This is a genomic window from Lysobacter sp. CA196 (assembly GCF_052078695.1).
Classification (GTDB): domain Bacteria; phylum Pseudomonadota; class Gammaproteobacteria; order Xanthomonadales; family Xanthomonadaceae; genus Lysobacter.
In genome coordinates this window covers 27386-40075 of the sequence record NZ_JBQJIN010000019.1, presented here as the reverse complement: position 1 = coordinate 40075, position 12690 = coordinate 27386, and the positions used below count along the sequence as shown (strand labels likewise).

Genomic DNA, 12690 nt, shown 5'->3' with positions numbered 1-12690 from the left:
CTAAGTTACTGAAATAAATGATAATCGCCGCTCCGCCGCCGTCTGGACGCACCATATAAAGGCACGAAACCGAGCAGTCGCACCAAGTTAGTGCAACACGCTTTCCGTTATTCTGGCGCGCCGCCGCGAACCCCCGATCGCGTCGCCGGCGCTCCTTTCCGCCCCCGACTCAAGACCCCCGCCCCTAATGACCGACCTGCTCGCCGCCCTGCTCCTCGGCATCATCGAAGGCATCACCGAATTCCTGCCGATCTCCAGCACCGGACATCTGCTGATCGCGCAACACTGGCTCGGCCACCGCTCCGACCTGTTCAACATCTCGATCCAGGCCGGCGCGATCCTGGCCGTGGTCGTCATTTACTGGCGCCGGCTGTGGACGTTGGCGACCGGCTTCGGCCAGCGCGACAACCGCGACTACCTGTTCAAGCTCGCCCTCGCCTTCGGGGTGACCGCGGTGCTCGGCATCGCGGTCAAGAAGGCCGGCTTCTCCTTGCCCGACCAGGTCCTTCCGATCGCCTGGGCGCTGGTGCTGGGCGGCGTGTGGATGATCGCGGCCGAACATTTCGCCGCCAAGCGCGCCGCCGCGCTCGGCGAACGCAGCGAGATCACCTGGGCCGTCGCCACCCTAGTCGGCATCGCCCAGGTCGTCGCCGGCGTGTTCCCGGGTACCTCGCGCTCGGGCGCGACGATCTTCATCGCCCTGCTCGCCGGCACCACCAGCCGCGCCGCGGCGACCGAGTTCACTTTCCTGATCGGCATCCCGACCATGTTCGCGGCCAGCGGCTACGAACTGCTCGGGGTGCTCGGCACGCCCGCCGCCGCCAACGAAGACTGGAACGCGCTCGGTGTGGCCTTCATCGCCTCGGCCGTGACCGCCTTCATCGCGGTGAAGTGGCTGTTGCGCTATATCCAGACCCACCGTTTCACGGCGTTCGCGATCTACCGCTTCGTGTTCGGCGCCGCGCTGTTGCTGTTGATGCCGTCCGGCAGTTGAATCGCATCGCCCCTGATCGCACCGCCCCACCGGCAGGAGCCGCCGCCATGAACGAAGCCGATCGCGCCGCCGAGCAGGAATTGCTCGACTACGCACAGCTGTCCGGGCCCGAACGCTACGCCGCCTTCGTCGCCGCCATCGCGCACACCGGGCAGCTATGGGTCGCCGAGTCCGGCGAGTTCGTGCTGACCCTGTTCGACGGCGATGGCCAGGAACTGCTGCCGGTCTGGCCCTCGACCGGCACCGCGCGCGCCGCCCTGGCGGCCGCGCCGAACCTCAAGGGCTATGCGCCGGTGCTGCGCGAGCTCGACGCCTGGCGCAGCAACGCCGCGCCGGCGCTGACCGAGGCCGGCCTCGGCGTCGGCGTGTTTCCGAACACCACGATGCAGTGCGCGGTGGTCACCCCGGCGGAACTGCTGGGGCATATCGACGCGGTGCTCGCCGATGAAAGCGAGCAGGAAGACGACGGCGACGGCGGCCTCGACCTGGAACGCGCCCAGCGCGAGCTGGCGCAGAAGTTCGCCAAGCCGAAGAGCTGAACCCCGAACGACGCAACGGCGCGTTTGCCCAGGAGCTGTGGGCATTATCGCGCTCGCGGCGCATCCTCTTCGACAAGGAGTCGTCATGCACCGAACCTGTTCTGCGGTAGCGCTCGTCGCGGCGCTCGCAGCCTGCGCGCAGGCTTCTTCCACCGGATCGAAACGCCCCGTCCCGACGTATCCGCAGCCGCAGACCCAAACCGGTCTGTTGCGCGCCTTCGATTGGTATCCGCTGACGGCCACCGACGCGCAAGGCCATCGCGTCCGCGAATTGCGCGGCGCGCGCAAACGTGGACTGATGGCGCGTTTTCGCGACGACGGTGCGTATGAACTCAAGGGCGTGTGCAATACCACCGGCGGTGCGTATCGGATCGAAGGCGAACGGATCGTGCACGACCAACGGATCGACGCGGTGCAGACCGTGGCAGGCTGCCGCCACGGCGCAATGATGGAGCGCGCTTTTTTCGCCCAGCCCCTGATCGGCGCGCGCTTCTCCATCGACACCCAGGGCCGCGCACCGATCCTGCGCGTCGCCGCCGACGACGGCGCACGCATGGAGCTGATCGGCCTGCCGGCCGCGCCGGCACGTTGAAGCGCGTTCGCGCGACCTGTTTTCTTCTTCGACAACGTGACCGAACTCGCGTTTACCCGAGCCGCGGCGATGGCGCGCAACGACACGCACGACTCAGGCTGTGCCCTCTGGCCAAGGAGGCCCTCATGCCCTCGTCCTGTTCCGTTTCCGTCGATTGCCGCCGTGTGCATCCGGTAGCGCTGGTCGCCGCACTGCTGTTCGCGCCGACCGCCTGCGGCGGCGACGGCCGGCCCGGCCACACCGAGGCGGCCGAGGCGACCGTGCCCGAGCGCGCGGTCGAACCGGGCGGCGTGCGCCCGGCCGCGACAACCCAGCGCCCGCCACCGCCGAAACCGGATCCGGGCCCGCAAGGCCTGGCCGGCTATCGCTGGCAGATCCTGCTCGCCACCACCGCCGACGGCCGCGCGCTGCCGGAGCTGCAATCGAACGAGTTTTCGCAGATCCATTTCGAGTTCGGCGACGACGGCCGCGTGAGCATCGAGGGACACTGCGGCGAAATGAGCGGCGACTATCGCCTGCGCGGCGACGTCGTCGAGGTGTCCGGTGAGGCCCAGCAGGCCCTGGGTGTACCAGCCCACTTGCCCAGGCGACTTCGATCGCGGTCCACGAACAGCTGCTCTCGCCTTACCGCTACCGCCTGGAAGGCCAGGGCGTGCGGCAGCGCCTGCGCTTGACCAGCCGTAACGGCACCCAGTTGGTCTTGCAGACGCAGGATGCGCTGTGGGGCAGCAAGCCGGTCGAGACGACGCTCGAGGTGGCGGCAAAAGAAGTCGATTGCGAAGGCCTGCCGGCCGCCGCATCCGGTTGCCTGTGGGTGCGCGAACTGCACTACGTCCTCGGCCGACGGGTGTCGGCCTCGGATTGGCAACGCTTCTACGGGCCGATCGAGGGCTATCGCCACCCACCCGGGGCGCACGAACTCGTGCGTGTGCGCCATTACCCGCTGAGGCTGCGCGACCGCCTCGTCAGTGCGTATGCGCTGGACTACGCCACGCCGTGGACGCCGGAACCGACCCACGAGAACGGCAGCGCAGGCGGAGCGGTCGCTCATGACCGGCCCTGACCGACCCGCGGCTGAACGCGGCCAACCCCATGGCTCGCGCAGGGCCGTTGATCCTGTCTTCGCAGCAAACATTGGATCATCGCGCCCCATGACTATCTCCCGCCCCCTGGTTTTCTCCGCCGCCGCGCTGTCGCTCGCCCTGCTGGCCGCCTGCGCCGCGCCTTCCACCCACAACAATGGCGATGCCGCCAAGCCCGCCGGCGACACCGCCGCTACGGCCGACCCCGCCGCGCCGGCGGCGGCCGCCATCGACCTGGGCGGCTACAAGTGGAATCTCGACTCGGCCACCGACAGCGCCGGCAAGCCGATCGCCACGCTCCAGCGCGAGGGCAAGTACGGCCTGCAACTGAGCTTCGTCAAGGACCGCGTCGGCGTGTCCGGCGGTTGCAACCACGTCGGCGCGATGTACGTGGCGAAGGGCGACCGTATCGAGATCAAGCAATTCCAGACCACGCTGATGGCCTGCCAGGACCAGCGCCTGATGCAGATGGACAGCGAGATCGCCAAGCAGCTCGAAGGCAACGCGAAGTTCGCCATCGAAGGCGAGGCGCCGCAGCCGCGCCTGCTGTTGACCACCGCTTCGGGCAGCAAGCTCAGCCTGAGCGGCGAGCCGACCGCGCAAACGCGCTACGGCAGCGCCGGCACGACGATGTTCTTCGAAGTCGACGCGCAGCGCCGCACCTGCCCGCATCCGCTGATGCCCAAGCACCAGTGCCTGTGGGTGCGCGAACGCAGTTACGACGCCAACGGCGTCTCGCAGGCGCCCGGCGAGTGGCAGTTCCTGTACCAGGACATCGAGGGCTATAAGCACGAAGCCGGCGTGCGCAACGTCGTGCGGGTCAAGAAGTTCGACATCAAGAACCCGCCGGCCGACGCCTCGTCGGTGGCCTACGTGCTCGACATGGTGGTCGAGAGCGAATTGGTGCCGGCGCCGAAGTCGTAAGTCGTTACCGCGGACGCGCCGCTCAGCGCGTCCGCACCACCAGGGTTTTCGGCAGGCGGTCGTGCCAGCCGCTGATACGACCGTCCTCGCTGAACAACACAGTGAACGGCTCGAACGGGATCAGGCGCGCGAACGTGCGTCCGATCACCTGGCCCCAACTCGGTGGGCGTCCCTGTTCGTCGACCACGCGGGTGCCGGTGATGAGCTTGCCGATGGTCGCCCCGAACATGCCTTCGAGCGGAATGTAATAGACCAGCATCAGGCCGATGCCGAGGGCGTAGTCGCGCAGGAAACTCGGCTCTTCCAACGAAGCCAGCGCGGCTTCCCCGCCGAATAGAGCAGCCGCGATGGCGAGCACGAAACCGAGCGCAGAGCAGGCGACGAAGTCGATGACGTAGTTGAGGAAGCGGCGGCCGCGACTGGCGTGCTCCAGCTTTGCCAGCCGCTCGTCCGAATGCACCGCGGTCCGCGGTGCGTCATACGGGTTGTCGTCCATGTCGGTGCGGCTCCCTGTCGGTCCCGAAGCGGGCCGCCTCGGCGGACTCTAGCCAGCCGGCGGCGCGCCCGCAATCGCGCTGCGCCGCCGTCGATCAGCCGGCGACCGCCGGATTCAGCGCATACGTCGCATAGGTCGTGGCCTGGCCGAGCACATGGCCCTGCATCGCGTACAACACGTCCCCGGCGGTGAAGCGCGCACCGACCTCGAGACGCTCGACGTCGAGGGCGAAGATGCGGAAGAAATAGCGGTGCAGGCGCAGGTCGTTCGGCGGCGGGAAAGCGCCGTCGTAGCCGTACCAGTCGCCGGCCATGTCCGGGTTGCCGGCGAACCAGCCGGTGTAGTCGTTGATGCCCTGACGCGCGCCCGCGGGGCCGGCCGGGTGTTGCTTGCCGTGCGCGGTCACGCCGTCGCTGCAGCTGCCGGCGGCGATCTCGGTGACGGCGGCGGGGATATCGATCATCGCCCAATGGAAGAAATCGCCGCGCACCTGGTCGACCGGGATCTGCACGTCGTCGCGGTCGACCATTTCCGCCACGGTCGGCGCGTCCGGGTCGATGCACAGCAGGGCGAACGAACGGGTACCGGCGGGCACGCCGTCCCAGGCCAGGTGCGGATTGCGGTTGGCGGCGAAGCCGAAACCGTCGGCGGTCGGCTGGCCGGCGGCGAACTCGGCCGGCAGGCGCTGGCCGTGTTCGAAACTGTTGCTGCGGATACGCATGTCGTGCTCCTGATCGACGGCGCGCCGGGCGCGCCGTCCATGTCGTGGAAAGGCTAGGGGCTCAGTTTTCCGAATAACCCAGGCGGCGCGCGACCGGCTTGAGCAGGGCGAAGGCATCGCCGAGCGGACCGGTGTATTCGCGCCAGCGGCCCGGCGCCAGGCGCGCGCCGCCGAGCGACAGATCGTTCGGCAGCGACACCTGGATGCGCAAGGTGTCGGCGACGGCCTGGGCGAGCGCGCCCGGGTCGTCGACGATCTCGTCGAGCTTGACCAGGTTGTGCGGGAACAGATTGTGTTCGTGCAGGTCGGCGACCTGGTCCAGAGTCTGGGCCAGCCAGCGCGCGCCGGCCTCGGGCGTTTCCAGCGCGTACGGCGTGGTGCTGCCGAAGGCCAGCCAGTCCAGCAGCATGTCGCGCGGGTCGCGCACCGCGATCAGCATCATCGCTTCGGGCAGATACGGACGCAGCGCGCGCAGCAGGGCGTTGTCCCACCACAGCAGCCAGTCGAACACCGGGCCTTCGGCGGCGCCGCGCGCCGGCAAGGCGGCGCGGTACATCTTGACCAGGAACGCCGGGTCGAGGCTGCCGGCGAGCAGTTCCTCGACCGTGCCGTAGCGCTGCATCGGATCGGTCGGCGGCTGTTCGCTGTAGCGATCGACCAGCAGCGGCGCACCGACCGCACCGAGCATCTGGGCGAAGCGCTCGACCCGCGAACCCGGCGCGCCCCACAGCAGCAGGATGCCCTGGGTGCCGTCGGCGACCGTCGCCATCGCCGGCCACTCGGCGCCGTTGCGGCGGCTGAGGGTGTTGCGCGGCAGGCGCTGGTCGATGACTTCGGCATGCAGCTCGGCCCAGGTCGCGGCTGCGGCTTCGGGCTGGCCGGCCAGATCGAAGGCGCGGCCGAGCAACTGGCGCAGCTCGCGCTTGACCAGCGGATCGGGCGCCAGGCTGATCAGGCGTTCGATGCGTTCGGCGGCGGCGTCGGGATCGGTCTCCGCCAGGCCCTGGACGATGCGCATCTCGGCGCGCACGTCGCCGGGATGCAGCTCGACGATGCGCTGGGCGATGGCCTCGGCCTGTGCGTGTTCGCCGACCTGATCGTGCACCGCCGCGCGCGCTTCGAGCGCGCCCAGGTGCCCGGGCATGGCCTGCTGCCAGCGTTCGATGACTTCGATCGAGCCGGCCTCGGCGAACGGCTCCAGGGCCAGGCGCGCGCGCCACAGGTTGGGCAGGTCGGCGTGGGTGGCGAGCGCGGATTCGAGGGTGCGGCGCGCATCGTCGACATCGTCGAGGCGGCGCCAGGCTTCCATGATCGCGTTGAGGGTGCGCGGGTCGTCGGGAAGGATGGCCAGCGCCGAACGCAGCGCCGGCAGCGCGCGCTCGGGACGGCCGGCGTCGAGTTCGAGCTCGCCGAGCCAACGCTGCACGCCGAAGCCGGCGTCGTCGCGCTGGGCCACCGCGGCGACGCGGTCGGCGGCTTCGCCGAAGCGCTGCTGGCGGCGCATCAGGTCGGCGATCATCAACTGCAGGGTGGGCTGGTCGGGCTGGCGCTCGGCGAGGGTCAGGAAAGCCTGCTCGGCGAAGGCCAGATGGCCCTTGGCGAGATAGGCGAAGGCCAGCGCATGGATGATCTGCGCGTCTTCCGGCGCCAGCGAGGCGGCATGGCTGAGCACCGCCAGAGCGCGGTCGGCGTCGCCACGGCGCAGCGCCAGCGAACCTTCGACTGCAGCGACCTGCGGATGGCCCGGGGCGATGCGCGCCGCGGTGCGGCCGAGGCGCTCGGCTTCGTCGAGGTCGCCGCGCGCGATCGCCAGGTGAGCTTTGACGATGTAGGCCGGGAACTGGTTGGGGTCGAGCCCGATCGCGGTGGCCAGCGCAGCCTGGGCCTCGTCGAGCTGGCGGCCGTCGAGCAGCGCGCCGGCGCGTTCCAGATGCAGCTGCGCATCCTCGGGGGTCAGGCCCAGCGCGCGGTCGAGCGCGGCGACGGCGCCTTCGCGTTCGCCGCTCAGGCGCAGCGCGGCGGCGTGCAGGCGATGCGCGCCGGCGTCTTGCGGGTCGGCGGCCACGGCCTGCTCGGCGGCGGACAACGCCTCCGCGGCGGCGCCGCGGCGCAGGGCGTCGAGGATGGGTTCGTACATTCGTGTGCTTCGGGTGGGATGAGAACCGCAATTGTAGGCGGGCCGCGCCGGTTTTCCCGGCCCGGCCCCGGGCTCGTGCCGCAATGCGCGCACGCGGGCCGTCCGCCGCCGCCGACGAACCGCTCGCGGCGCGGCCGCGACGCCGGGCTCACGCCGAGGCTCAGGCCGAGGCGCAGGCGCTCAGGCGGTCGGCGATCCAGCGCTCGGCGAAGCCGTCGAGCTGGGCGTTCTCGAGGAAGCCGCAGTGCCCGCCCCAGGGCGCGATTTCCACGCGTGCGTGTTCGGGCAGGACCAGTTCCTGGAAACCGGCGACCGGTATCACCGGGTCGTCGGCGGCCATCAGGATGCTGACCGGTATTTCCAGCCGGGCCATGCGCTGGCCGGCGATCGAGTAGCCGTCGAAATAGCGGTCGAGGGTGCCGAAGTCGGTATGCCGCTCGACCATCCATTGGGTTAGCGGCCGCATGCTCAGGCCGAGGGTGCGGTCGTCGAAGTCGTGCAGCGCCGGGAACAGGGCACGCTTGCGCGCCAGCGAGTCGCGCCATTTGCGCTCGAAGTACCACAGGTACAGCGGCAGGCCGGATTCCATCGAGTCCATGGTCCGGGCCGGATCGAGCACCGGGCAGACCGCGGCGACGTGGGCCAGCGGCAGGCCGGCCTCGGTCGCGCGCAAGGCCAGGCGCAGGGCGAAATTGCCGCCCAGCGAATAACCGGCGACCGACAACGGCCGCAACGGAAAGCGGCGCGCGATTTCGGCCGTGGCCTGCACCACCTCGTCGATGCGGTTGGAGTGGAACAGGCCTTCGTTGAGGTGGTGGGTGTCGCCGTGGTCGCGGAAATTGAGCCGGAACACCTCGAAGCCGCGCGCCAGCAACTGCGCCGCGGTCAGGCGCATGTAGTTGGAATCGGCGCTGCCTTCCCAGCCGTGCAGCAACATCACCAGCCCGCGCGCGACAGTACCGGGCACGGCGCTGTGCAGGCCGTGCAGGCGCACGCCGTCGCTGGCGTCGATCAGGTGTTCGGTGGTCTGCGCGCCGATCTGGGCGAAGCGTTGCTCGGCGCGACGCCGGCGCAGCGGGCTGGAGCCCAGCGCCGACTGGACGTGCGCGTTCCTCAGCCAGCGTGGAGGCGCGTAGTCGGCTGCGGTCAGCATGGCCTCAGCTCGCCATCGCCTCGACGATGCGCTGCCGCGCCAGGTCGGCGATGCGGCGGCGGCCATCGGCTTCGCCGGGACCGATCGGGGTCAGGAAATGGATCTCGGCGACGCAACCGGGCTCGCCGAGCAGGCGCAGGAAGTTGGCGAAGAAGCTTTCCTTGCCCTGGAACGCGACCACCGACTGGGCGTTGCCGCGTTCGCCGTAGCGCAGCGCGACCGGCTGCACCGGCACGTTGGCCTCGACCGCGGCCAGGAAGATGCGCGCATGGAAGGGGCCGATCTCGCCGCCGCCGCGCGTACCGCCTTCGGGGAACACGCCGACCGAGCGCCCGGCGCGCAGGCGCGCGAGCATCTCGTGCAGCACGCCGCCGAGCGACTCGGTATTGCCGCGGTGGTGGAAGATGGTCTCGCCGCGCGCCGCCAGCCAGCCGACCACCGGCCAGCTCTCGATTTCGCGCTTGGCCACGAAGCCCATCATGCGCTGGCTGTGCAGGGTCTCGATGTCGATCCAGCTGACGTGGTTGGCGACGAACAAGGTCGCCCCCGGCAGCGGCGTGCCGACGCGGCGCAGGCGGAAACCGAACACGTGCATGAGCCCGGCCGACCAGGCGCGGATCAGGCGATGGCCCAGGGTTTCGCCGCCACCGACCGGAATGCGGGTGGTCAAGGGCGTGGTCAGCAGCAGCACGAGCGGCAAGTGGACGAGCACATGCCAGAGCAGCAGAGGCACACGAATCAAGTAACGCAGCGCGCGCGCGGTCGACGCACCCGTAGGCGCGACCGCGCCGGCGTGGGGAGGCGGCGCATTCATTGTGTGCACGATACCGAAGCGCCGTCGCAGCGGCCAGCGGCGATTGCGACGGATGCCGGGTTTTCGATCCGGCGGTGAAAAGTGACCGCTCGTTCGGGCACGAGCGCGGGCATCAGAGGTCGCGGGCTCGGCCAGAGCGCCGGATCGCCGCGGGTACGCAGGCGAAGCGGCCGCCCTGAATGCGGCGCTTGAACGGGCCTTCGATTGGGGCTGGCCTGAGCCGGATTAGTGCAACGACTCGGGATCGAGCGAAGCGCTCGCCCGACCGCTCCACGCCGCATCGACCAAGCGGGTCGCCCCTCGCACTGCGCCTGCGGCAGTACGAGGGGACGCGCGCCAGGCCGGCCTCAGTTCGAAACCGCGGCCGTGGCGGTGGCCGAAGCCGTCGCCCGATGGGCCAGGCCGACCTTATGCCCGGCCTTGGCGAAGTACAGGATGTACAGGTAGCACGGCACCATCAGCAGCAGGAACACCAGCTGGAAGTCGAAGTGCTGCTTGAGCGCCGCGAACAGCTGCGGGATCACCGCGCCGCCGGCGATGCCCATCACCAGCAGGGCCGAACCGCGTTCGGTCAGACGCCCCAGGCCCTCGATCGCGAGCGGGAAGATCGCCGGCCACATCATCGCGTTGGCGAAACCCAGCGCGGCGACGAAGCCGACCGAGACATAGCCCTTGGTGAAGAACGCGCCGACGGTGAAGGCGATGCCGAGCACGGCCGAGACCGCAAGATATTTCTGCTGGCTGACGAAACGCGGAATCACCACCAGCCCGACCAGGTAGCCGACCAGCATCGCGATCAGGGTGAAGGTGGTGAAGAAGCTGGTCTCGCTCGGCGGCAGGCCCAGGGCCGCGCCGTAAGTGCCGATCGCATCGCCGGCCATCACTTCGGCGCCGACATAAACGAAGATGCACAGGGCGCCGAGCCACACGTGGGGGTAATGCGCCAGGCTCTTCTTGCGGCCGCTGCCGCTGTCGGCCGGGGTCGCGTTGACGTCCTCGGCGCGGATTTCCGGCAACGGCGAGCGCAGCAGCAACCCCGCCAACACCGCCAGCACGGCGGCCATCGCGACATAGGGCACGTGCACTTTCGCGGCGAATTCGTCGAGCAGGGTCTGGCGCCCGGCCGGGGTGGCCGCGGCGAGCTGCGCATCGAACTTGTTGATGCCGGCCAGGACCAGGGTCGCGAACGCGAACGGCGCCAGTGCGCCGGCGATCTTGTTGCAGATGCCCATCACCGCGATGCGCTGCGCCGCGCCTTCGATCGGGCCGAGGATGCTGATGTAGGGATTGGCTGCGGTCTGCAGGATCGCCAGGCCCGCGCCGATGGTGAACAGTCCGGCCAGCGCGCCCGGGTAGGAACCGCGCAGGACGAATTCGCCGAAAGCGAAGGCGCCGATCGCCATCACGAACAGACCCAGCGACATGCCTTTCTTCATGCCGGTGCGCTTGAGGATGCTCGATGCCGGCAAGGCCAGGAACAGGTAGGACAGATAGAACACCGTCAGCACCAGGAACGCGTTGAAGTCGTTCAACTCGAACCGGTATTTGACGAAGGTGATCAACGGGCCGTTGAGCCAGGTGACGAAACCGAACACGAAGAACAGCGCGCCGATGATCGCGATCGAACCCAGGTGACGCGGCCGAGCGCTGGCGTTGGAAACCGACATGAGACTCCCCTCCCAGAGCAGCGGGTACCGCCCGCCACGTCCCGCTGGTCATCCGGATGACCGGCACGACAAGCGTCGGCCCAACGTTGTCACAAGTCGCTCCTGCATACCAGCCACAAGGCCAAGAAGCCCGCCAAACCGTGATCTTGCGCGCGCGCCGCCATGTTGCGGCGCATCAATAATCCGGGCGCCGAAACCCGGTTTTGTGGCCTGGGAGACACATTGGCGCGAACTTGTTGACAACGTTGTCAAACCCAGAGCACTCTCGGCGCCGCCAAGGGGAAACACACCGGCAGCCGCGGAGGGCGCATGCAGTGGGAATGGAACGGGACGTCGTCGATGTCCTTGCGGGGACGCATCATGAACACACACGCCGGTGCACCGACCGCCGTCGCCGGAGCCTGCGCATGAGTGCGGCTGCACGGCTGAATACGGCCACGCCCCAGTTCATCGCCGCCGACGTCGGCGGCACCCATACCCGGGTCGGCCTGGTCCGTCCCGGCAACGGCGGCGAGTCCACCGTGACCGTGCTCGCCCACCGCAAGTACGTCTGCGCGGATTACCCGAGCCTGGCCGCGATCCTGGCCGAGTTCATCGCCAGCAACGGCGTCGGCATCGACCGCGTGGTGATCGCCTCCGCCGGCGTGGTGCTCGACGACCAGGTCATCAATTCCAACCTGCCGTGGCGAATCTCGCTGTCGGAACTGCGCCGCGAACTCGGCCTGCGCCAGGTGCTGGTCATCAACGATTTCCAGGCCAACGCCAACGCCGCCCAGTGCATGGCGCCGAACGATTCGACCCTGCTCACGCCCGGCGTCAGCGAGTCGACGCCCGGCCCGGTGCTGGTGATCGGCCCCGGCACCGGCCTCGGCGCGGCGGTGCGCATTCCGCACGGCAAGACCACCGTGGTGCTGCCGACCGAAGCCGGCCACACCGCTTTCGCGCCGGGCAATTCGCGCGAAGTCGAAATGCTGAGCCTGGCCCAGCAACGCGGCCAGACCCACGTGCCGACCGAGTATTTCGTCTCCGGTCCCGGCCTGGTCAACCTGTATAGCGCGCTGTGCACGCTCAACGGCGTCGAGCCGTCGCTGCGTGCGCCGGCTGCGATCACCGAAGCGGCGCGGCGCGGCGAAGCGATCGCGCGCGAAGCGGTGCTGACGTTCTGCGCGCTGCTCGGCAGCGTGATCGGCGATCTGGCGGTGATCAGCGGCGCCAAGTCGGTGTTCATCGCCGGCGGCATCCTGCCCCAGCTCAAGGACTTCGTGCCCGAGAGCGAATTCCACGCGCGCATGCTCGACAAGGGCGCGATGCGTCCGGTGCTCGAACGCGTGCCGGTGCGGTTGATCGAGAACGAACGGCTCGGCGTGATCGGTGCGGCGAGCTGGTATCTGGAACATGGTCAGTACGAGCCGGGCCAGTACGAGCAGGGCCCGCAGCAAAGCGAACCCGGCGATGGCGCGACGGCGCCGGCGAATCGCCAACAAAAAACGCAGTAGGCGCAAGGCCTCAGGCGCACGCGCGCAAGGCGCGTGCGCGAAACCGCGGCCTCGCATCGAAGGCGGCAACACCGA

General features: G+C 69.3%; 13 protein-coding genes. 7 read left to right on the top strand and 6 right to left on the bottom strand.

Annotation, left to right across the window (positions count from 1 at the left end; all coding sequences use genetic code 11):
* The first annotated feature begins 187 nt into the window (after positions 1–187).
* The 6 genes from ACTOWK_RS16280 (at position 188) to ACTOWK_RS16255 (ending at position 4131) form a co-directional block, all read left to right on the top strand.
* Positions 188–994: an undecaprenyl-diphosphate phosphatase gene (locus ACTOWK_RS16280; protein WP_441331162.1), complete on the top strand. Its 807-nt coding sequence runs from the start codon at positions 188–190 to the stop codon at positions 992–994.
* Positions 995–1041: 47 nt separating this feature from the next.
* Positions 1042–1533, top strand: a complete 492-nt coding sequence (locus ACTOWK_RS16275) for a DUF2750 domain-containing protein (RefSeq protein WP_441331161.1) — start codon at positions 1042–1044, stop codon at positions 1531–1533.
* 37 nt (positions 1534–1570) lie between these two features.
* Entirely contained in the window at positions 1571–2125 is a 555-nt protein-coding gene (locus ACTOWK_RS16270) for a hypothetical protein (protein WP_441331160.1), read from the top strand.
* Positions 2126–2250: 125 nt separating this feature from the next.
* On the top strand, positions 2251–2799 hold the full coding sequence (locus tag ACTOWK_RS16265) for an META domain-containing protein (protein WP_441331159.1): 549 nt from the start codon (positions 2251–2253) through the stop codon (positions 2797–2799).
* Positions 2796–3188, top strand: a complete 393-nt coding sequence (locus ACTOWK_RS16260; protein WP_441331158.1) for a DUF4377 domain-containing protein — start codon at positions 2796–2798, stop codon at positions 3186–3188. The genes ACTOWK_RS16265 and ACTOWK_RS16260 overlap by 4 nt, the downstream gene beginning before the upstream one ends.
* A gap of 88 nt (positions 3189–3276) precedes the next feature.
* Positions 3277–4131 carry a DUF4377 domain-containing protein gene (locus tag ACTOWK_RS16255; protein WP_441331157.1) on the top strand — a complete coding sequence of 285 codons (855 nt, stop codon included), beginning with the start codon at positions 3277–3279 and terminating at the stop codon, positions 4129–4131.
* 22 nt (positions 4132–4153) lie between these two features.
* Here the strand turns inward: ACTOWK_RS16255 and ACTOWK_RS16250 are convergent, their stop codons facing one another.
* From ACTOWK_RS16250 to ACTOWK_RS16225, 6 genes are all read right to left on the bottom strand, one after another.
* Positions 4154–4627, bottom strand: a complete 474-nt coding sequence (locus tag ACTOWK_RS16250) for an RDD family protein (RefSeq protein ID WP_441331156.1) — start codon at positions 4625–4627, stop codon at positions 4154–4156.
* Positions 4628–4721: 94 nt separating this feature from the next.
* Entirely contained in the window at positions 4722–5348 is a 627-nt protein-coding gene (locus ACTOWK_RS16245; RefSeq protein ID WP_441331155.1) for a YbhB/YbcL family Raf kinase inhibitor-like protein, read from the bottom strand.
* Between the two features lie 61 nt (positions 5349–5409).
* A complete protein-coding gene (locus tag ACTOWK_RS16240; protein WP_441331154.1) occupies positions 5410–7485 on the bottom strand; it encodes a tetratricopeptide repeat protein in 2076 nt (691 codons plus the stop codon).
* A 160-nt stretch (positions 7486–7645) separates the two neighbouring features.
* Positions 7646–8635, bottom strand: a complete 990-nt coding sequence (locus tag ACTOWK_RS16235) for a YheT family hydrolase (protein ID WP_441331210.1) — start codon at positions 8633–8635, stop codon at positions 7646–7648.
* A 7-nt stretch (positions 8636–8642) separates the two neighbouring features.
* A complete protein-coding gene (locus ACTOWK_RS16230; RefSeq protein WP_031373115.1) occupies positions 8643–9452 on the bottom strand; it encodes a lysophospholipid acyltransferase family protein in 810 nt (269 codons plus the stop codon).
* A 347-nt stretch (positions 9453–9799) separates the two neighbouring features.
* Positions 9800–11119, bottom strand: a complete 1320-nt coding sequence (locus ACTOWK_RS16225; RefSeq protein WP_441331153.1) for a sugar MFS transporter — start codon at positions 11117–11119, stop codon at positions 9800–9802.
* Between the two features lie 407 nt (positions 11120–11526).
* Between ACTOWK_RS16225 and ACTOWK_RS16220 the strand changes: the two genes are divergently transcribed.
* Positions 11527–12615: a glucokinase gene (locus ACTOWK_RS16220; protein ID WP_441331152.1), complete on the top strand. Its 1089-nt coding sequence runs from the start codon at positions 11527–11529 to the stop codon at positions 12613–12615.
* The last annotated feature ends 75 nt before the right edge of the window (positions 12616–12690 follow it).